Genomic DNA, 20,280 nt, shown 5'->3' with positions numbered 1-20,280 from the left:
TGTCCTCGCGCGCCTCCGCACTCCGCGCAGGTCATCACGACCGTTTCCGTCACGCCCGACGCCGTTGTCTCCCCGTTCCGGTCTCTGTCCGCTCCGGATGCCGATAGAGAGCGTAGTAGTTTCGTATAGAGGCGTCTCGACTCGGACGTGTGTCTCGACCGGCGACTCGGGGGGTTCCCGGGTCGGACCAGTCGGAGCGGGGACGGTGGGGCGAAACCGCTCGCCGGCCTTCGTCGGGACCACCCGATAGATATTATCGATATCTGACCTGAACGTGCCGTTTGTGTGCGAAACCCGTTTATCAGTACGGCGGTCCGAACGATTCGCCGGTGGCGAGACGCTTCGGGAGAAGGGACCGCCTCGGCTCCGCCGCCGTGCGGAAACCGAACCGCGGACGGCGGTCAGACGAGAACGGCCGCGAGGACAGGGGCACCGCGACGGCGACGCTCAGGACGAGGTTGGCGAGGACGCCGAGGGCGAACAGGCCGACGGCGACGAGGACGGCGCGGGCCGTGCGTCGGCCGCGCGGGCCGGTCGTCCCGCGGGTGGGGTAGGAGGTACTCATGATGGGAATCCTTCGGACGAACCGGAGGTGCTCTCAGATACGTCGGCTCGGATATTGAAGCTGCGCCGACGCGGCCGGGTCGCACCGTCTCGTCCGTCGGCAACAACGTTGAATACGGGTCGTCGAGCGATATATAGCTCTCCCGCTGGCGGCGAGAGCGGCGTCCTGTCGACGGTTTATCCGCCCGAGAGCCCGACGTGGAGGTATGGTCTCAGAAGGCGACGACGCACCCGAGTTCACGAACAAGGTCGCGAACGGAGAGGTCGAGGAGTTCTCGCTGTCCGAGGCCGTCGGCGACGGTCCCGTCCTGCTCGCGTTCTTCCCGGGCGCGTTCACGCCGCCGTGCTCCAACGAGATGTCGGCTCTGGAGGAGCACGCCGACGACTTCGAGGACGCCGGCGCGTCGGTGTACGGGCTGAGCGCCGACTCGCCGTTCTCGCTCAACGCGTTCCGCGAGGAGTACGACCTGTCGTTCCCCCTCGTCAGCGACATGAGCCGGGAGACGATTCAGTCGTACGACCTCCAAACCGACATCGGCGACCTCGGTCTGTACGGCGTCGCAAACCGCGCGGTGTACGTCGTCGACGACGACGGCGCCGTCTCGTACGCGTGGGAGGCCGACTCCCCCGAGAACGAGCCCGACTACGAGGAACTGCTGGACGCCGTCCAGTCAGCGTAACTCGGCCGAGAGCGCGGACGTCGGTCGATTCGGGGCCTCGAACCGCACTTTTTTCGACGCGAAATCTCGGCAGTGGCGACGCGACCTCGGCCGACCGACCCGGACTCAGAGGCGAATCGAGTTGGAGTCCCGACGATACCAAAGATACTTGACGTGTTGGGCGAATCCGAAACCGAATGTCCTCCACCACGTCCAGGCGACGGCTCCTCGCGCTCGTCGGCGTAGTCGGCCTCTCGGCCGCGAGCGGGTGTTCGAACCGGCTCTCCGAGGCGGCCGGCGACGACCCCGCGACACTCACGTTCCACCTGTACGGCCGCACGTCGACGCTCCGCGAGAGGTACGTCGAAGACCTGAACGAGACGCGCGCACCGTGGGACGAGGAGGCCTTCGCGGCGGCCGTGAACGGGACGGAGTACACGACGCAGTACCGGAAGCCGTTCCCGACGAGCGGTCCCGTGTGGGCCGAACTGAACGGAACGTACTACCGCCTCGACGAGGTGGTCGTCGGCGAGGAGGAGGTGACACATCCCGTCCTGCGACTGTCCGAAGCGGGGCGAGTCGACGACGCCGACGAGTCGACGTACGTCGAGAGAGACGACCTGCCCGAGGTCGACCAACGGGCGGTCCAAATCGCGTACATGGCGGCGCGCGCCCGCGGCAACGCCGGCGGCGTCCCGTGGGGACTCGTCCAACGCGGCGGCTCCGTCTATCGCGATGACGACGCTGCGAACCGGAGCGAACTCCTCGCCGACGACGGCCCCGCGCGCGTCGCCCACAGGGACCGAATCTGGCGGGTCGAAGTCGCCCGCGAGACGTTCCACGAGGCCGTCTACCGTCCGGATGCCGACCCCGTCGCCGACTCCGAGACGGGCATAGAAGAGGCCATCCGCGGACGCCTCGTCGGAGCGCGAATCGACCCCGAGACGCTCTCTGCGGCCGAGCGGGAGGTGTTCCGACGGGCGCGGGGAGAGGGGTACACTGCCGAGCATCCGTTCCCCGACGCCGTCGTCTCCGTGCTGAAGCGGATGAACGAACGGGCGTACATCGACGGCAACGTGACGAAAGACGGCGGCGCGAACGACTACCCGCCGAGAGACCTGCTCCGATACGGAAACGCGTACTACGAGTACCGGCTCGATTTGACGGAAGCGGAGGAGGAGTAGCCCGGCGTCATCGGTCGGTCGCCGGCGCGCGTCGGGCCGAAAGACCGAACCGGCAGGCCGCCGTCGAACCCACCAGTCAGATGTCAGACGACAGTCCCTCGGAGACGCGAGAGGCCCCGATAGACGACGCGGTCGTACATCGCGCCGCCGACGAGACGGGCGTCGACCCCGACGAGTTGGCGGACGCGCTGGTCGAGTTCAACGCCGCCCTCCTCGGTCAACACTCGAAGTTCGAACGGGAGGGCGACCACGTCACCGTCGACGACGTGCGGGCGTATCGCGTCCCTCGCGCGGCGTGGGACGACGTGGTCGCCGACTTCTCGTTCGACGACGACGTGGAGGAGGCCGTCCACCGCGCCCACGCCGAACAGGCGCGACTGGCGTTCGCTTCCACGGCCGACGCCGACGAAGGGTTCGCCAACGACGAGGCCGGCGTCGTCATCGGCGTCGACACCGCAGAGCAGTTCTGAGTCGGCCGCCGGCAGGCGCTCGCGACGGATTGAGAAACGGAACGAAAGCGGCGAAGAATCCAACGTTCTGCAGTGCGGTCGGAAGTCCGAACTCGAAAGTCGCAGACGCGGGAGGCGCGAACTCCTCTCCCGAGGCCGTCAGTCGTCGGAGGTCACCGTCGTCTCCCCCTGCCCGACGAACCCGGCCTCGTTGGCCACGCTCGCGATTTTCGGTTGGAACACCCACGCCGTCAGGAGCACGATGGGCACCATCGACACCGCGACGACGGAGTAGCCGGTGTGGAGGTTCGGCAGGTACGGCGCGGCGTAGACGAGGGGGTAGACGATACCGCCGACGGTGCCGATGCCGCCGACGACGCCCGCGACGGCGCCGGAACTGTTGGGGAACATCGACGGCACCTGCGCGAAGATGGAGCCCTCGGCCAGCGCGCAGGCCGTGCCGACGAGGAAGCCGGCGCCGACGGCTAGCAGGACCTGTCCGGTGAGACCCGCGGCGGTCATCCCGAACATCGCCAGCACGACGAAACACAGGGTCACGAACGTCCACTGCTCGCGGTAGCGTCCCTGGAAGACGGGCAGGATGTCCTGCTCTCGCCGCGCGAGCACGTCGCTGACGTAGCCGCCGATGGGGCGGAGCAGGCCGGCGGCGACGGAGAACGTGGCCGCGAACGTGCTCGCGAGGACGAGGTTGTCCGTGTTGAACCCCTCGCGGTAGTAGGTCGCGAGCCAGCCGTTCATCGACAGTTCGAGGCCGAACGTCATCACGTACGCCAGCGCGAGTACCACGGTGCCGTACCGCGTGGCCGTGAAGAACCAGCCCCTGAAGCTCGCGCTGTCCTTCGTCGCCTGCCGTTTGGCGTCGCTCTTGGCCGCCTCGCCGAAGACGTAGTAGACGACGGCGAGAACGATGGAGACGACGCCGGTGTAGAAGAACGCGGCGCGCCAGTTCGTCGAGAACAGCGGCCCGTTCCACCCCGACCCGAACACGCGCGGGAGGATGAGCGCGCCGCCCGCGGCGCCGGCGTTGCCGATGCCGGCGTAGACGCCCTCGGCGGTGCCGAGTTCCCCCTCCTCGAACCACTCGGAGACGTGCTGGATGCCGATGACGAACGTGATGCCCGCCGTGGCGACGATGAGGCGTTCGACGAAGAACACCGCGTACGACTGGGCGAACGCCGAGGCCATCGAGAAGACGCCGACGTAGCCCAACACGATGGCGAACACCGTCGGCGCGCCGAACTTGTCGGAGAGCCACCCGGTCAGGATGCGGCCGAACGGCGCGAGCCAGATGGCCGCGCTGGCGAGGATTCCGATCTCCGCGAGCGAGAGACCGAACTCGTCGGCCATCGGACCGGTGAACGGCGCGAAGGAGAACCAGATGAGAAACGAGAAGTTGAATCCGACGGTTGCGAGCAGCAGCGTCCGGTACTTCGTCATCTTGATCGGACTGTTCACTTCCGACACCCCCCGGTCCGCCCGTCGGCGCCCGCACGTCCGACCGTGGCCGACCGAACCGGACGCGAATCGGCCGAGACGTGCCGGTTCGTCCACCGACCGCCCGGTTCCGAGTGCCGTCCCTTCACGACTTTCGCTTCAGACTTTCTATTCTTACACTTCATTACGGTTCGAGGCCATACATGGATAGTTAATAAGAGATTCGGTTGACAAATAGGTGGCTGGGAGCCGAGATATGCGAATCCCTCAAACGAGCGCTCGGATGGAGTTATTATTCTATCCTACAGGGTTGAAATGAATTGTCGCGGAGTCTCGGAGAGATACGGTTTAGAATCCACACCAAAGAGGTAGTATAATAGACGAGTATGATGGAGTCTCGGCGGCGGTCGCGCCGGTCCGACGGTCAGTCGGACGGTGAACTGTCGGCGTCGTCGAAACGGGTCGAGGACGAGTTCGGAGAACGGTTGGTAGCGACGACGCGACGACACGACGGGGGGACGGAGTGACGGCCGCCGCTACGTCGACAGAACCGGGGCGTCGCGTTCGCGTTCCGGGTGCGCGCGCTCCGGCGCCTGTAGCGCGACGGCGCACTGCTTCAGGTTCGGTTCGGCCGACTCGGGGTCCACAGCCGACAGCGTCAGTTCGTTGGCGGCCGCGTTGTGGATGGAAAGCCAGACGACGCCCGGCGGAACGCCGTCGTTGGGTGCGACCTCGACGACGACGCTGGCGCGGCGCGACTCGATGACCGTCTCGCCGCGGTCGATTGACAGCAGGCAGTCCGCGATGGTCTGGGGGTGCATCCGCGCGGTGGGTTTGTCCGTCTCCCCCGCGCCGCGCGTTCGGACGCCGGTGTTGTAGGTGTCCGATTCCCGACCGGTCGTGAGGGTGAGCGGGTACTCCTCGTCGATGGGTTCGGGAACGGCGCTGTGCACCGCGGTGGAGAACTGGGCGCGGCCGGAGTCGGTGTGGAACGACCACTCCCCGCCGTCGTAGTACCGGTATCCGCCTTCGGTGTCCTCGTCAGGCGCGGGCCACCGAACGGCGAGGTCCCGTTCCAAGCGGTCGTAGGTGATTCCGGAGATATCCGCCGTCGTGCCGGCGGTCAGCCCCCGGAGTTCGTCGAACACCGACTCCGGGTCCACCGGGGGACCGTCGAACGCGTCGGGGTCGATGCGGTTGCCGACGGCCGCGATGATGTCGAGGTCCTGCCGGGCCGACCCCGGCGGGGCGTTCACCGCGGTCACCGGCGAGACGCGGCGTTCCATGTTCATCACGGTCCCCGTCGACTCCCCCCACGTCGCCGCCGGCAGGACCACGTCGGCGCACGCCAGCGTGTCCGAGCGGAACGCGTCCTGTACGACGAGGAAGGCGTCGTCGAGCGCCCTCTTCACGTAACCGGCGTCCGGCATGCCGGCGACGGGGTTCGTCGCCACGGTCCAGCAGACGTCGATGTCGCCGCGCGCGAGTCCGTCGACGATGCTCACGAACCCGGGACCGGAGGAGTCCGGCAGACGGGTCAGCGGCACGTCCCAGACCTCGGCCATCCGCTCTCGGTTGGCCGCCTCGGTGAACGCCCGGTGTCCGGGCCAGGTCCCCTTCGACGCGCAGACGCGGTTACCCATCGAGTTCGCCTGCCCGGTCAGGGAGAACGGCCCGGACCCCGGACCGAGGTTCCCCGTCGCCAAGCAGAGGTCGATGAGCGCCCGCGCCGTCGCGGTGCCCTGCACGCTCTGGTTGACGCCCATCCCCCAGTAGAGTAGCGTGGCGGCGTCCAGCGCCGAAGCGACCTCGGCGACCCGGTCGAGGGGGACGCCGGCGGTGGCGGCCGCCGTCTCGGCGTCCGGAAGCGACTCCACCATCCGCTCGAAACCGTCGGTGTGCGCGTCCACGAACGCCTGGTCCACGTCGTCGGACTCGACGAGGTGCGCGAGGACGGCGCGCGCCAACGCGAGGTCGGTGCCGGGGTCGGGTTGGACGTGCACGTCCGCCTCCGCGGCGGTCTTCGTCGACACCGGGTCGACGACGATGAGGTCGCCGTCCCGTGCGCTGTCCGCAATCCAGCGGTACATGACGGGGTGGGCGACGGCCGGGTTCGCCCCCCAGACGACGTGCGTGTCCGCCTCCGGGATGTCGTCGTACGTCGGCGGGGGCGCGTCGCTCCCGAACGCCTGGTAGTACGCCGTGACGGCCGACGCCATGCACAGCGTCGTGTTCGCGTCGTAGTGGGGCGTCCCGAAGACGCCGCGGGCGACCTTCCCGAGGGCGTACGCCGCCTCGTTCGTCTGCTGGCCGCTTCCCAGCACGGCGACGTTGGTCGGACTCTTGCGAATCGCCTCGATGAGACGGGTGGCGACGACACCGAGGGCAGTGTCCCAGTCCGTCGGATGCAGGCTATCCCCCCGTCGTATCAGCGGCGTCGTCAGTCGCTCTCCCTTCGGGTCGACCGTCTCGCGGACGCCGCGGCGGCACTTGCGACCGCCGCTCGTCGGGTGCTCGGAGTGACCGGACACGTCGGCGACGCCCCGACCCGGGGCCGCGCCTTCTTGGAGGTAGCCGCATCCGACCGCACACCGCATACAGGTGGTTGGTTTCGGATCGGTCATAGTCGGGTGGCGAGGATTTCGTCAACGAATATCATGGTTTGAGTAAAACAACTGTCCACCGCTACGCGCGCTAGCTGTGCGTTCGTCCCGGCTCTCGCCCAATAGTCGTTGCTATGGAGACAATTGAAGGGCCTCAAAGAGATTATATTGTATTGTGTGTTTTAGGTTCACTCGCGCGTGCGACCCCGACGTCGCCGCGCCGGACGGGACCGGGTCGCGAGTCGACCCTCTTCGGCCGCCGGTTTTCATATCGACAGTTCTCGAACGGACCGAGCGACGAAACAATGATTCATCACTCGTGGCCTGAAATATAGTCGGCTCCGGACGCCTTCTTTCTGTCCGTCGAGTTCACCAGACAATCTTGTGTATTTGTTAAAGAGGCAGTATTTTATGCATTGCTGTGAAGCTTTAGCCACGTTAATGGACCAATCACACAACTTCTGTGCGATAGCACTTCAATTGACCAGTCGGGGTGTTTCCGGTGGCGAATAAGAAAGAAGAGTGGAAGGCGGGGATGTACGGCGACGAGGTCCGCGAGAAGATACTCGAGTTCGCCGAGGAGGGATGGGAGTCGATACCCGAGGACGAACGGGAGATGTGGTTCTCCCGGTTTAAGTTCTGGGGGGTGTTCCACCACCGCTCCGGGCAGGAGAGCTACTTCATGATGCGGTTGGCGAACACGAACGGCGTGCTCGAACCCGACCAACTGCGCGCCATCGGCGAGGTGGCGCGCGACTACGCCGCCGGTCCGGTCGAGAATCCCGAGTTCGGCGACGCCTGGATCGACCTCACCACCCGTCAATCCGTTCAGCTTCACTGGCTCAAACTGGAGGACATCCCCGAGATATGGGAGCGCCTGGAGTCTGTCGGCGTCACCTCGCGGTCGGCCGGCGGCGACACGATGCGCAACATCTCGGGCTGTCCGGTCGCCGGCCGCGACCACCGGGAGTTCGTCGACGCCCAACCCGTGCTCAACGAGATATCGGAGAAACTGCGCGACGACGACGACCTGGCCAACATGCCCCGGAAGTTCAACATCAGCGTCACGGGCTGTCGCGAGGGCTGCGCGCAGGACTCCATCAACGGCATCGGTCTCGAACCCGCCGAGAAGACCGTCGACGGCGAGGCCGTCCGCGGGTTCAACGTCCGCGTCGGCGGCGGTCTGGGCGGGCGCCAACCGCGGCGGGCGCGCGACCTCGACGTCTTCGTCGAACCGGACGACGCCTACGACGTCGTGCGTGGGTTCGTCGAACTCTACTTCGACCACGGAAACCGCGAAAACCGCCAGAAGAACCGGAGCCGATTCTTCGTCGACGAGTGGGGGACGGAGAAGATTCGCGACCTGCTGCAGGCGGAGTACGTCGACTTCGAACTCGAAGGGGCGGGGACGAACCTGCGCGAGGAGTACACCTACAACGCCGGACGGCCGGACGAGGCGGGCAAACACGACCACGTCGGCGTCCACGAACAGAAAGACGGCGACTACTACGTCGGCCTCTCGGTGCCGCTCGGTCGGCTGACCGCCGCCGAGACCATCGAACTGGCGGACCTCGCGGACCGCCACGGCTCCGGAGCCATGCGGCTCACCCGTCGGCAGAACCCGCTCATCCTGGACGTCCCCGAGTCCGAACTAGACGCGCTGTTGGCGTCGGACCTGCTGGAGACGCACAGCCCCGAACCGAGCGTCTTCACCCGCGGCGCGATGGCCTGCACGGGCACGGAGTTCTGCTCGCTCGCGCTGACGGAGACGAAGGCCCGGATGGCGGTCATGCTGCGCTGGCTTCGCGCGAACGTCGAACTCCCCGACGACGTCTCGCAGATCAAGATGCACTACTCGGGCTGTACGGCCGACTGCGGGCAGGCGTTGACCGCCGACATCGGCTTCCAGGGCATGCGCGCCCGGAAGAACGGCGAGATGGTCGAGGCGCTCGACGTGGGCGTCGGCGGCGGCGTCGGTCCCGAACCCTCGTTCGTCGAGTGGGTGCGCCAGCGCGTTCCCGCCGACGAGGTGCCCGGCCTGCTGCGGAATCTCTTGGAGGCGTTCGCCGCCCACCGCGAGGACGGCCAGACGTTCAGACAGTGGGTCGAGGCCACCGGACAGGAGGCGCTCGTCGAGTTCGCCGAACCAGAAGAGACCGACTACGTCGACCCCTGTCTCACCGACGGCAAGCAGTCGTGGTACCCGTTCGACGACGGGGAGAGCCCCGCGCCGACCGACGCGAGCGGCGACCCAATCTCGGCGGACGACTGAGCGCCGCAGCCCCGTCGGACGGTGCGCTGCGTCCCACCTGATGCGAGCGAGAGCGGTCGGCGGCGCCGTTCGACGTTCCGACCGCGGAAACTGACGGACTGCGCGACGACGGCCGCCCGCGAGCACTTAAACGCCTTTCACACGGAAAGCGGCCCGTTAGGTGAATCATCGCTGTACGTCAGTACGCTCGATGGTCAGACCTGTCTCTTCCCTCTCGATTCCCTTTCCGGACGCCGACCGACCCCGATTCGGCCCCCCGCGCGGCGGGGAGACGCGAGCAGTCACTCCTTCCCGCGACCGTCCACCAGTCGGCTATCGGTGCCCGACGAAGAATGGCGACTGAGGCGACGTTCACGGTCCGCGCCCGGGAGTTCCCGTTGGGAAGCGTCTTCGAGGCGCTCCCGGCGGCGACCGTGGAACTCGAACGGGTCGTCCCGAACCGCGGCACGGTGGTCCCGTACGTGTGGGTGCACGGCGTTCGCGTCGACGACGTCGAGGCGGCGTTCTCCCCGCACCCGGCCGTGCGGAGCGTTCGACTCGTGGACGCCGTCGACGACCAGTACCTCCTGCGCGTCGAGTGGAACACCGCCCATCAGGGCGTTCTGAGTGCGCTGGCCGAGACGGCGGTGTCGCTCCTCGAAGCGGTCGGCACGAGCGAGGAGTGGCTGTTCCGGATACGCGGCGACGGGCGCGACGACGTCGCCGCGTTCTACGACCGCTGTCAGGAGTGGGACGTGCCGGTCACGATGACCGAAGTCCGCTCGCTCACCCCGCGACGGCGTTCGGGGGAGGCGACCCTGACCGAAGCCCAACGCGAGGCGCTGGTCTTGGCGTACGAACGCGGCTACTTCGACACGCCGCGCGAGGTGACGATGGCCGAACTGGGCTCGGAACTCGGAATCACCCAGCAGGCGGTCGGCTCCCGAATCCGACGCGGAATCAACGCCGTTCTGGGCGAGACGCTCTCGACGGAGCGCGACCGCGAGGAGCGCTGAGACCCGGTCGCTCCGCGCCCGGCTCCGTGTGACGGCCCTCAGCGGTGTCGTGGCCGACGAACCCGAACGCATCGACGGCCGGAACCGAGTGGAGTTCGCCCAACTGCTCGCCCGTCTCCCGGGCGAGTCGTCGAAGCGCGTCGTCGCCGAACCGAGTCACGCGTTCGTAGGCGACGCGCTCGCCGGGGAGGGCGTCCATGAGGAAGTAGGACGTCGGGAGCGCCCCGTGGTCGTCGACGACGCCGCGAACCGCGGGGACGGGCATCGACGTGCGAGCGCGGAGAATGGACTGAATCCGGGGTTCGGCCGGAATCGACCGAGGCTCGCCGTCGGGGGACGCCTTCAGGTATCGCACTCGGTCCCCTCGTCGCCGCGCACGTCGAGTCGGTAGATGGAGCAGAAGCCGCGGTCGACGCGGGTGCTATCCCGAAGCGTCGCATCCGGGTCGACCTGCCGAAGCATCCGTGCGAGGGTCGCACGCGAGAACTCCTGCGCTTCGGGTACGTCGTCCATACCTCGGCTACCGAACCGAACCGAACGGGAGAACGGTTGTGGTTCTGTGAGAACTCTCGACGCGGTGCTGAACGGCGGGCCGGTCGGCGCGTCTCGCTGGTGACGAGAGCGGACCGATAGTAAGAACGGACTTGTACATACAAGGCGAGTGCTTATATCAGATGAGTCGTCAATCAGAACTATCTGTAAAGACGACCGGGTGTCGCGGGTTGGGACCTCCAAAAAGTAAGACGCATGCAGCACAGTCAACCTACGTCCGAACGGGAGGAAGAGGCGACGGAACAAACCGTCCTGTTGGTCGACGACGACGAGGCGTTTCGGGAGACGCTCGTCATCTGGCTGGCGGGAGAGAAAGGGTGGTCGGTGCGGGAGGCGGCCGACGGAGAGGCCGCGCTGTCGGAACTCGACGCGTCGGTGGACGTCCTCGTCCTCGACCGTCGGATGCCGAACCTCTCGGGACCGGAGGTGATAGACCGCCTCGACGAAACGGCGTTCGACGGCGACGTGTTCGTCCTCAGCGCCTACGAAGCGGACGAACACCTGAACGACGACGGCGACCGCATCGCCGCGTACATCACCAAGCCGATCCGTCGCGAGGAGTTCCTCGAACGCCTCGAAGCGAGTCGTTGAGTCTCCGCGTTGGCGACCAGTTCTTCCTATGTCTCCGCTTTCACGTGTTGGCTCGTGTTGACGTAGCTGTACGCGCCGACCGACGCGACGACGAGGCCGATCACGACGAAGACGGCGACCATCTTCGCCAGATAGCTCGTCCGGATTCTGTCGGAGAGGAGTTCGGACAGTCCCCCCGGGTTCGTGTCCATGCCGCCGTGATTTCTGACGGCAGTGTATAACCTTATGTCGAAGAATATCAAATTAGGTAACCGGATTCGGATATATACTACCGTGTTTATCGATGATACTCGTCACAATTGCACGACACGTCAGGTTTCTACGGATAGCGCGCGAAATTGAACGGTCGCGGCCGGTACTTCGAGCGGGACTCGCGGCTCAGCGCTGCGCCTCTTCGAGAGCGTCGGGGGCGTAGACGACGCCCGCGCCGAGTTTGGGGCTGCTCCGGCCCGTGCTGTAGCGGGCGGTGCGCTCGATAACGTTTTGAATTTTCTTGGCGCTCATCTCCGGCGCCACCTCCCGAATCAGGGCGACGAGACCGGCCACCTGCGGTGCGGCCATCGACGTGCCGGCGTACCAGTCGTACGCGAGGCCGTCGTTGAGGTCCGGCGGCACCGTCGAGAGAACGAGGTTCGTGGGATAGGGCCACTCGGTATCGGCCGCGAGCGTCTTCTCCAGCGTCTCGTAGCCGCCGCCGGGCGCTCCGACGTCGATGTCGCTGGTGCCGTAGTTCGAGTAGAATGCGAGTTCGTTGTTCGGCCCGGTGGCGCTGACGCTCAGTGTCCCGGGGACGCTGTTCGGGAGGGTGTAGAAGCCGCCCTGTTGGAGGTTCGCGCTCGCGTTGCCCGCGCTGGCGGTCACGACGGTGCCCCGCTCGACCGCGTCCTGCGTCACGCGCTGGTAGGCGACGTGCTCGCCGGAACTGTGCGCGGAACCCTTCACCACGCCGCCACCGAGGCTCATGTTCGCGGCGTCAGCGCCGACGTCGGGGGCGTAGTCGATGGCGCTCATGATGTCGAAGTCCGTGGTGTACAGCGTCGTGACGACCGGAATCGTCTCCTCGACCTCGCCGTCGGCGTCGCCGTCGAGTTCGTAGTCCTCGAATCGCTTCCAGTAGAACACGCGAAGAGGCACGGCCTCGGCGTCCGGCGCCATCCCGACGACGCCGAGGTCCTCGGGAACGCCGTCGGCGTCGATGTCGTCCTTCGCCGCGGCGATGCCGGCGCAGTGACTTCCGTGTGATTGCACGTCGTCGGCCGCCGACTGCGAACGCGTCTCCGGCGGGCCGCGCCAGACGTACGGTTCCACCTCCTCGGTGTCGGGGTGGAGGTTCGCCTCGATGGTCTCGTCGCCCGCCACGGTAGGGTCGTCGTCGGGGCTGGTCAGTCCGTCCGCGCGGAACAGTCTGCCCTTCTCCATCACGGCGGGGATGTCCGGGTGCTGTTCGTCGATGCCGGTGTCGATGATGGCGACGGTGCTGCCGGCGCCCGTCGCGGTGTCGTGCGCCTCGAACGCGCCGGTCGTCTCGGCCATCTTGTCCCACTGGAGCGAGGCGTACTGGTCGTCCAGCGACTCCGCCGTGCTGGTCGCCCGCTTCGCCGGGCCGAGCAGGCGATACCCCTCGTTCGGGTCGACGGACGCGACACCGCTGATTCCCTCGATGTCCGCCGCCTCGGTCGCGAGGACGAGGTGGACGGTATCGCCTGCGATGGAGGCGACGACCTCCGCGTCGCTTCGTTCGAGTCGCTTCAGTGCGCCCGTCCCGGACGCGGTGACGACGTACTGTTCCCGGTCGTCCGCGGCCGTCGCGGTTCCCATCGCCCCGAGGGCGACCGTGCTGCCGGCGACTCCTTTGAGGAGTGCGCGTCTGGTAAGCGGAGACATGACGAGCTACTCTCAGGAGGGTAACTAGTAAAGTGTTGAGGAAAATAGAATTGATCTTATATTTCGTAGGATTGTGTTTTAATGCCACCAAGAGACGGCTACCGCTGAGGAGTCGTGTGGGTTAGCCCAAGTCTCAAACAGAGTCGTTATATCTATATACGGGATTTCTATTTCTATGTATCGAAATTCGAAATCGTTATCTATCCTAGTGAAATCGTATACAGAATAAAGCTACTATTGTGTTCTATTCATCTCTTATAAGCGTCCAGTAAAGTTCTGTATTCGGATGAAGTAGATACGCTTTCCCTATTTAGAACGAATACAGAAGGGCTCCGCTTCCGTACCGTTCGTACGAACGCTACGCTTCGACTCCGAGTCCGTACGCTTGTTGAGACGAGGAAAACCCGTAGAAGTAAGAACCGCTGTTCAGGCGGAGGAACCCGAAGAGAGAGAGCGAACGGCGGGAACGGCGATAGTCGCGACGCTGAGGAGGATGATCACGAGTGCGATGGGACTCGTGTAGAAGATATCGAGCGAGCCTCCGGACAGCGAGAGAGAACGTCGGAGATTCGTCTCGGCGATGGGCGCGAGGATGAGTCCGAGCACCATCGGCGCCAACGGGTAGCCCCGGAGTCGGAGCACGTACCCGAGGGCACCCGCGCCGAGCATCACCCACGCGTCGAACAGGTTGCCCCGGAGCGCCACCGCACCGATGACGCAGAGGACGAGGATGGCGGGCCACAACAGCGATTCCCGGATGTTGATGAGTCGAACCCAGTAGTGCGCTCCGAGCAGCCCGAAGAGGAGGATGAGAACGTAAATGAGGAGGAAGCCGACGAAGATGGTGTACAGCAGCGTCGTCTCCTCCTGATAGAGCGCCGGACCGGGTTGGACGTCGTGGACCATCAGCGCGCCGATGAGGATGGCCGATACCGAGTCGCCCGGGATGCCGAGTGTGAGCGTCGGAATCAGCGCGCCGCCAGTGCTGGCGTTGTTCCCGGACTCCGCGGCCGCGATACCGCGGATGTTACCCTCACCGAACGAGGGGACGGCATCCTTGATCCACCGCGTCGCCTCGTTGTAGGTGATGAACGCCGCGATGTCGCCGCCCGCGCCGGGAATCGAGCCGATGAGGACGCCGGCGATGCCGGACAGCGTCGAGACGGGACCGATGGCCTTCAGGTCCGAGAGGGAGGGGACGATGCCCTCGATATCTTGTTCGACCTTCTTGCCCTCACCGTCGATACCCGAGGAGTACGCCTTCATCCCCTCCGCGATACCGAACAATCCGATCATGACCGCGATGAACTGGACGCCGGTGAGCAGTTCCGGAACGCCGAAGGTGAACCGCTGGAAGCCGGTGAGTGGGTCGATACCGACGGTTGCGACGAGCATCCCGAAGAGGCCGGATATCATCCCTTTCGGGAGGGAGTCGCCGCTGACGCTGGCGATGATCGTCAACCCGAACAGCGCGAGCGCGAAGAACTCCGGCGAACGGAACTGCAGCGCCGCGTCGGCGATGAGCGGGGAGAAGAACATCAGACCGATGACGCTGATGACGCCGCCGATGAACGAGGCAACGGTGCTGATGCGGATGGCTCTGCCCGCCTCTCCCTTCTGCGAGAGCGGGTAGCCGTCGAAGATGGTCGCCGCCGCCGACGGCGTTCCCGGCGTACGGATGAGAATCGCTGGGATCGACCCCGAGTACACCGCGCCGCCGTAGATACCGAGCAGGAGCATCATCCCGTTGCCCGGGTCCATCGTGAACGTGAACGAGAGCAGGACGGCGACGGTCATCGTCGCCGTCATCCCCGGAATCGACCCCATCAGGATGCCGATGAGTACGCCGGCGACCATCAGGAACAGCGTGAACGGGTTGAGGACGTTCGCCAACCCGCCGAGGATGGCCTCGATCATAGCATCACCCAGACGGGAAGCCGCGGGAGCAGTCTGGAAAACGGTATCACGCCCTCCGGGAGCGGGACCAAGAAGAACTGACTAAAGATGTAGAACAGCGCGACGGGAAGCAGTATCGACATCAGGAGTATCGTCGCCGGCGAGCGGACACCCGAGTAGTAGAGGATGACCGGCAGGAACAGTATCGTCCCCACGAGGAATCCCGCAAGCGGCATCATCAGGAGATAGCCCAGCACGAGGGCAAACACCACGCCGGCGGCCCGAAGGTCGTGGTCGCTCACGTCGAGGCCACCGTCGCTCTCGGTGACCAACTCGACGAGTGCGAAGAGGATGATGCCGGCTGAGATGCCGATGGGGAAGAAACCCGGTCCGACCTCGCCGCCGCTCGGGAACTGGGCCGCGAAGAGTATCACAACCGCCGCGCCGACGATGAAGGCGACCGCGAGCGGACTTGACCGAAGCCTGTCGGTTCCCACCGTCATGTGGACCACCTCGGTTCCAAATCGTATTCGCGAATCGACGTGACCCGCGCTCCTACGGTTCGCGACCTTCTGTTCGTCGGCGACGGCGCAACGGTCGGTATCGGGTCTCGCCGCCGTTCACCTCGGTCGCGTTTCTGCCGGAGCGTGGTCTGCCGATGCCCCGAACGTGCATTACTGGTGCTCATGTGTTGGGTGACTGTGTGAAACGTTCACTCACGATTTATAAAAACCTACTGGTGTCGACCGAAGGGTCTCGGGCCCCTCGAGTCGTCGATACTGCGGACGCTCAGGCCTGTATGTTCAGCTCTTCGACCAAGTTTCCGTAGAACTCGTAGCGCTCGTCGAGGAACTGCTGGAGCTCGTCGGGACCGCGCTTGACGCGCATGAAGTTATTGTTCTCCATGAACGTGCTGAACGACTCGGACTCGTAGACGGTGTTGTACGTCTCGACGATGGACTGCTGCACCTCGTCCGGAAGGTCCGGCGGGGCGAAGTGCGCGAGCCACGATCCGATGACGATATCGACCCCCTGCGACTGCATCGTCGGCGTGTTCGGCAGCGATTCGAGCTGTTCGTCGTACATGACGCCGAGCGCGGTCAGGGGACCGTCTCGGACCTGCGAGGCGACCTCCACCGCGCCGACCGTCGCGCAGTCCGCCTCGCCGTTCACCGTCGCGGTGATGGCGGGCGCGGCACCTTCGTACGCGACGTGTTGCACGTCGATTCCCGCCTCGGACGCCCAGGCGGCGCCTGCCATGTGCCACGAGGACCCGATTCCGGAGTTGGCCATCTGCACCTGGTTGTTCTCCGCGTACGAGAGGAACTCGTCGACCGTCGTGTAGTCGGCGTTCTGTCGCACCACGATGGCCGCGGGCATCTGGGTGTACTGCATGATGGGCGTGATGTCTTCCGGACCCAAGTCCGCGATGCCGAGGTGCTGATACAGGCAGATTTCGGGAGCGGTACAACCGAGCATGTGCCCGGTCGGCTCCGCGTTGGCCACCGCACTCATCCCGACGGACCCCGACCCGCCGGTCTGGTTGCTGACGTTCCACGAGACGTCGGTGTTGCTCTCCGCCGCATCGGCGACCGCCCGACTCGTCCGATCGGCGCCCCCGCCGGCCGACCACGGCGACACCACTTCTACCTGCCGGGAAGGCCACTCCTGATTCGACCCGCCGGACAACTGGCTGGTGCACCCCGCGGTCGCCACGAGACCGGTTCCGCCGAGAGCCTTCAGCACGCTCCGCCGGTTCACACCACCGTACGTACTCGCCTGACTGTCCCCAGCGCTGGCAGAGATACTGTCGTCTGTCATCTCTACTCTATCGTATGGGGACTATCATTTAGGTTTTTCTATCATCCAGTGACAACATCTACGGCCAGAGTCCGACGTTCGGCGGCGAAACAATGATGTAGGGGTACGAAACAGTAGGACGCATGGTAATCGTCGGAGCGGTAGATAGATCGGACAGAACGAAGACGGTAGTCAAAGAGGCCGAGCGACTGGCCGAGGCGTTCGGCGATACGGTCCATTTCGTCCACGCGTTGACCCGCTCTGAGTTCGTGAATCTGGGACGGACCAGCGCGCAGGCCGACGATCCGCTCGATATGGAGCAGGTTCGCGCCGCGGCGGCCGAAATGGCCGAGGAGGCGGTGACCGATATCTCGGTCGAGTACGAAACCGTCGGGTTAGTGGGCGATCCGGCCGACGAAATCATCGACTACGCCGAAGAGCGGAACGCGCGGTACATCGTCGTCCGTCCCCGACGCCGCTCTCCGACCGGAAAGGTGCTGTTCGGAAGCGTCGCCCAGTCTATCCTGCTCGACGCCACCTGTCCTGTCGTCACCTCGTTCGTCGACGAGGACTGACCCGAGGGAACTGTTTTGGTCGTCTCGACGTCGCTCGGGCACTCAGGGACGCGGGTCCCACTCGCGTTCGACGAGGAAGTCGTCGAGTTTCCCCTTCGGGTCCTCGAAGACGTTCGAGCCGTGGAACACCAACAGCGTCTCGAAGTCGTACTGGAGCAGGTTGTAGAGGTTTATCTCCGCCGCCTCGTGGTCGTCGTTGAACAGCGCCGGCGGCGGGAGGAGGTAGCCGGCCGGGAGTCCAGCGCGGTCCGCCCCGTCCAGCGCGTCTCCCGAGATGAGGATATCTCGGTCCCGGAGTAACAGCGCGGACGTCCCCTCCGTGTGGCCGGGGACTTGGATCACCTCGATGTTGCCTTCCAAAACGTCGCCGTCCTCGTACCGCACGTCCGGTTCGTACTCGATGGCCTCGTACAGTTTCGACTCGTTGTCCGGCGCGGCCAGCGTCGGGGAGAACGCCTCCATCACGTGGGGGAGCCCTCCGTGGTGGCCGTGGTCGCCGTGCGTCAGGATGACACGGTCGACGCCGCCGAACTCGCTTCGAAGTACTTCCACCAGTTCCTCGCCGTTCTCCTCGAACGCCGTGTCGACGAGGGTGGTCTCTCCGCTCGGTACGTCCTCCAGCACGTACACCCGCACGTGCTCGAACTGTATCAGCGAGATGTCGTCGACGACGCTCTCCGCGCTCATGGTCGTTCGTGAATCGCCGACCGGGAAAAATAAAACTACCGATACCCGGGAGTACAGGCGCTCTCACCCGCCCCGTGCGGCGTCGGGGTCTCTCTTCTGCACTTCGGGTTCAACATGTTTGAAGCGCTTCCTAGCACTTAATATGCGACGATGGGATGGGCTCGTATGAGCGAGGACGACCAATCGAGTACGCGGCAGTTGAAGAGCGTCTCACGAGCGTTCGACATCGTAGAGTACCTGCGAACCGAGGGACCGACGACGCTCTCGGAGGTCGCCGCGGAATTCGACATGCCGATGAGTACCGCCCACATCCACCTCGCCACCCTCGTCGAGAACAATTACGTGACGAAGCACGACGATCGGTACGAGTGCAGCTTCCTCTTTCTCCGCACCGGGGGCCAACTGCGCGATCAGTTGCCGCTTTATCAGGCCGCGAAACCGGAGATAGACGACCTCCGGGCACAGTCGGGGGAGATCGCGAACGTGGGGACCGAACAGAACGGCTACATGGTCCAACTGTACAAATCGGAGGGACCCGAGTCCATAGACGACAACGCGGCCTTGGGCGCGCATCTCTACTTGCACAACACGGCGCTCGGGAAGGCGATGCTGTCGCAGTTCTCGGAAGAGCGAGTGGAGGCCATCCTTGATCTACGAGGGCTTCCGGCGCTCACCGACGAGAGCATCGTCGACAGGGAGGCGCTGTTCGAAGAGCTAACCAAGACGCGGGAACGGGGGTACGCGATAAACCGCGGGGAGCACTTCGTCGGTGTGAGTGCCGTCGCGGCTCCAATATTATCGAATCCCGACGAGGTCGTCGGCGCAATCAGCATCAGCGGCCCGCTCAGCAGGATGGGAGACGAACGCATCGAGGAGACGCTCGCTCCGGCGCTCCTGAACAAAAAGAACATCATCGAACTAAAACTTTCCCAGCAGTAGCCCGTCGGTTCCGACTTCGTTTCGGAGACGGTCGATCGCTCAGCTATTTATTGGTTACATTCATAGTACTGTAATACAATCGCTCGTCGAGAATTCGATATTATTGAAACCACGCCATCCTGCTGACGGTGGGAAATGACCGTCAGAGCCCTCGAAGCGGGCTGAAGCGTCGGTTTAAGTTCGCAGAAGCTATAAATGCCTCCAGTCTAAACCTCAATTATCGATGAGCACGCAAAGAGTCCTCATTACGGGTCCGTTCGGCGAAGCGGGAGAAGCCCTGCGCAACCACTTGGTGGGCGAGGATCGATACGAGTTCACTTTCCTCGACCGAAACGACCACCCAGACTACGAGACGCACGTGGCCGACGTCAGCGACTACGAAGCGATCCGACCCGCCTTCGACGGGCAGGACGCAGTGATTCACCTCGCCGCCCAGTCCGACGCCGGGGCGGACTTCGGCGATATTGTCGAACCGAACATCGTCGGAACGTACAACGTCCTCAAGGCGGCACAGGACGCCGAGGTGGAGAAACTCGTGTTCGCGTCCTCGCAGCGAGTCATGGGGCTGTACGAGGAGGACCACGCGCCGGACCTCTACGGGGAGGGGTACCCGTTGCTACTCGACCACGAATCGCTTCCGAAACCCGACGGCTACTACGGCGCCTCGAAGCTCTTCGGCGAGAACATCCTCCGGTCGCATGCGCGACGCGACGCCTACCCGACGCAGATATTCTCGCTCCGCATCTCGAGCGTCCGGACGGAGCGATACGACCACCCGTACGGCGACGCGGAACGCGGCGTCGACAGAGGCAACGAGCACGAACTCGGCGACGAGGACGAGGTGTGGGACCAATCCCAAACGGGGTCCTGGGAGCGCGGAAGCGAGGAGTACGAACGAATGGTGAAGCGACTGAAGGCGACGTGGACGTCCCAGCGCGACTTCGCCCACCTCGTCGAGTGCTGTCTCGGGAACGAGACGGTGACGTACGATACGTTCTACGCCGTCAGCGACAACGCGTCCCGGTGGTTCGACACCGAGCACGCAAAGGAGGTTCTCGGATACGAACCGAAGGACGACGGCTGTCGATGGGACGGCCCGCCCGAAGTTAAGAGCGCCTCCTCGGAGTCGTAAACGGGGCGACCACCAAAGAAACGAGGCGGTCGTAAACGTCCGT

The 20,280-nt window shown here is 65.0% G+C and carries 20 protein-coding genes; 9 read left to right on the top strand and 11 right to left on the bottom strand.

Translation table 11 applies throughout. The annotated features are described in order from the left end of the window. Positions 1-301: 301 nt before the first annotated feature. Complete coding sequence (locus NDI76_RS04240; protein WP_310922768.1) at positions 302-565, bottom strand: hypothetical protein; 264 nt, start codon at positions 563-565, stop codon at positions 302-304. 205 nt (positions 566-770) lie between these two features. Here NDI76_RS04240 and NDI76_RS04235 point away from each other — a divergent pair, with 205 nt between their 5' ends. From NDI76_RS04235 to NDI76_RS04225, 3 genes are all read left to right on the top strand, one after another. After that, on the top strand, positions 771-1,244 hold the full coding sequence (locus NDI76_RS04235; RefSeq protein ID WP_310922767.1) for a redoxin domain-containing protein: 474 nt from the start codon (positions 771-773) through the stop codon (positions 1,242-1,244). A 176-nt stretch (positions 1,245-1,420) separates the two neighbouring features. Continuing rightward, on the top strand, positions 1,421-2,407 hold the full coding sequence (locus NDI76_RS04230) for a hypothetical protein (RefSeq protein WP_310922766.1): 987 nt from the start codon (positions 1,421-1,423) through the stop codon (positions 2,405-2,407). Positions 2,408-2,487: 80 nt separating this feature from the next. Then, on the top strand, positions 2,488-2,877 hold the full coding sequence (locus NDI76_RS04225) for a DUF8048 family protein (RefSeq protein ID WP_310922765.1): 390 nt from the start codon (positions 2,488-2,490) through the stop codon (positions 2,875-2,877). A gap of 138 nt (positions 2,878-3,015) precedes the next feature. Here the strand turns inward: NDI76_RS04225 and NDI76_RS04220 are convergent, their stop codons facing one another. Continuing rightward, positions 3,016-4,314, bottom strand: coding sequence for an MFS transporter (locus NDI76_RS04220; RefSeq protein ID WP_310923861.1), 1,299 nt, complete (start codon positions 4,312-4,314; stop codon positions 3,016-3,018). A 533-nt stretch (positions 4,315-4,847) separates the two neighbouring features. Continuing rightward, the gene (nasA, locus tag NDI76_RS04215) at positions 4,848-6,935 is read right to left on the bottom strand and encodes an assimilatory nitrate reductase NasA (protein WP_310922764.1); all 2,088 of its coding nucleotides are present in this window, start codon (positions 6,933-6,935) and stop codon (positions 4,848-4,850) included. A 481-nt stretch (positions 6,936-7,416) separates the two neighbouring features. On the opposite strand from nasA, the gene NDI76_RS04210 reads away from it, so the two are divergent. Both NDI76_RS04210 and NDI76_RS04205 read left to right on the top strand, forming a co-directional pair. Further along, complete coding sequence (locus NDI76_RS04210; protein WP_310922763.1) at positions 7,417-9,186, top strand: nitrite/sulfite reductase; 1,770 nt, start codon at positions 7,417-7,419, stop codon at positions 9,184-9,186. 332 nt (positions 9,187-9,518) lie between these two features. Beyond that, positions 9,519-10,181, top strand: a complete 663-nt coding sequence (locus NDI76_RS04205) for a helix-turn-helix domain-containing protein (RefSeq protein WP_310922762.1) — start codon at positions 9,519-9,521, stop codon at positions 10,179-10,181. Here the strand turns inward: NDI76_RS04205 and NDI76_RS04200 are convergent. Together NDI76_RS04200 and NDI76_RS04195 are read right to left on the bottom strand one after the other, a co-directional pair. After that, the gene (locus NDI76_RS04200; protein WP_310922761.1) at positions 10,126-10,536 is read right to left on the bottom strand and encodes a phosphotransferase family protein; all 411 of its coding nucleotides are present in this window, start codon (positions 10,534-10,536) and stop codon (positions 10,126-10,128) included. The genes NDI76_RS04205 and NDI76_RS04200 overlap by 56 nt on opposite strands. Continuing rightward, complete coding sequence (locus tag NDI76_RS04195; RefSeq protein ID WP_310922760.1) at positions 10,524-10,694, bottom strand: hypothetical protein; 171 nt, start codon at positions 10,692-10,694, stop codon at positions 10,524-10,526. The genes NDI76_RS04200 and NDI76_RS04195 overlap by 13 nt, the downstream gene beginning before the upstream one ends. A gap of 234 nt (positions 10,695-10,928) precedes the next feature. Here NDI76_RS04195 and NDI76_RS04190 point away from each other — a divergent pair, with 234 nt between their 5' ends. Next, complete coding sequence (locus NDI76_RS04190; RefSeq protein ID WP_310922759.1) at positions 10,929-11,324, top strand: response regulator transcription factor; 396 nt, start codon at positions 10,929-10,931, stop codon at positions 11,322-11,324. Between the two features lie 26 nt (positions 11,325-11,350). On the opposite strand, the gene NDI76_RS04185 is transcribed toward NDI76_RS04190, so the two are convergent. The 5 genes from NDI76_RS04185 to NDI76_RS04165 all read right to left on the bottom strand — a co-directional run bounded on the left by NDI76_RS04185 (position 11,351) and on the right by NDI76_RS04165 (position 16,925). Beyond that, positions 11,351-11,515, bottom strand: coding sequence for a hypothetical protein (locus NDI76_RS04185; RefSeq protein WP_310922758.1), 165 nt, complete (start codon positions 11,513-11,515; stop codon positions 11,351-11,353). A 187-nt stretch (positions 11,516-11,702) separates the two neighbouring features. Next, positions 11,703-13,208, bottom strand: a complete 1,506-nt coding sequence (locus tag NDI76_RS04180; protein ID WP_310922757.1) for a S8 family peptidase — start codon at positions 13,206-13,208, stop codon at positions 11,703-11,705. A 426-nt stretch (positions 13,209-13,634) separates the two neighbouring features. Then, positions 13,635-15,125, bottom strand: coding sequence for a tripartite tricarboxylate transporter permease (locus tag NDI76_RS04175; protein ID WP_310922756.1), 1,491 nt, complete (start codon positions 15,123-15,125; stop codon positions 13,635-13,637). Beyond that, positions 15,122-15,607 carry a tripartite tricarboxylate transporter TctB family protein gene (locus NDI76_RS04170; RefSeq protein WP_310922755.1) on the bottom strand — a complete coding sequence of 162 codons (486 nt, stop codon included), beginning with the start codon at positions 15,605-15,607 and terminating at the stop codon, positions 15,122-15,124. The genes NDI76_RS04175 and NDI76_RS04170 overlap by 4 nt, the downstream gene beginning before the upstream one ends. A gap of 286 nt (positions 15,608-15,893) precedes the next feature. Then, entirely contained in the window at positions 15,894-16,925 is a 1,032-nt protein-coding gene (locus NDI76_RS04165) for a Bug family tripartite tricarboxylate transporter substrate binding protein (RefSeq protein ID WP_310922754.1), read from the bottom strand. A 122-nt stretch (positions 16,926-17,047) separates the two neighbouring features. Between NDI76_RS04165 and NDI76_RS04160 the strand changes: the two genes are divergently transcribed. Then, entirely contained in the window at positions 17,048-17,479 is a 432-nt protein-coding gene (locus tag NDI76_RS04160; RefSeq protein ID WP_310922753.1) for a universal stress protein, read from the top strand. Positions 17,480-17,521: 42 nt separating this feature from the next. On the opposite strand, the gene NDI76_RS04155 is transcribed toward NDI76_RS04160, so the two are convergent. Continuing rightward, positions 17,522-18,166, bottom strand: a complete 645-nt coding sequence (locus tag NDI76_RS04155; protein WP_310922752.1) for an MBL fold metallo-hydrolase — start codon at positions 18,164-18,166, stop codon at positions 17,522-17,524. 165 nt (positions 18,167-18,331) lie between these two features. Here NDI76_RS04155 and NDI76_RS04150 point away from each other — a divergent pair, with 165 nt between their 5' ends. Beyond that, positions 18,332-19,105, top strand: coding sequence for an IclR family transcriptional regulator (locus NDI76_RS04150; RefSeq protein WP_310922751.1), 774 nt, complete (start codon positions 18,332-18,334; stop codon positions 19,103-19,105). A 223-nt stretch (positions 19,106-19,328) separates the two neighbouring features. Beyond that, positions 19,329-20,237 carry an NAD-dependent epimerase/dehydratase family protein gene (locus tag NDI76_RS04145; RefSeq protein WP_310922750.1) on the top strand — a complete coding sequence of 303 codons (909 nt, stop codon included), beginning with the start codon at positions 19,329-19,331 and terminating at the stop codon, positions 20,235-20,237. Positions 20,238-20,280 lie beyond the last annotated feature (43 nt).

The organism is Halogeometricum sp. S1BR25-6, assembly GCF_031624495.1.
GTDB classification, from domain to species: domain Archaea; phylum Halobacteriota; class Halobacteria; order Halobacteriales; family Haloferacaceae; genus Halogeometricum; species Halogeometricum salsisoli.
Note: the sequence above shows the minus strand (reverse complement) of the source record. Positions and strands in the feature narration are given on the sequence as shown.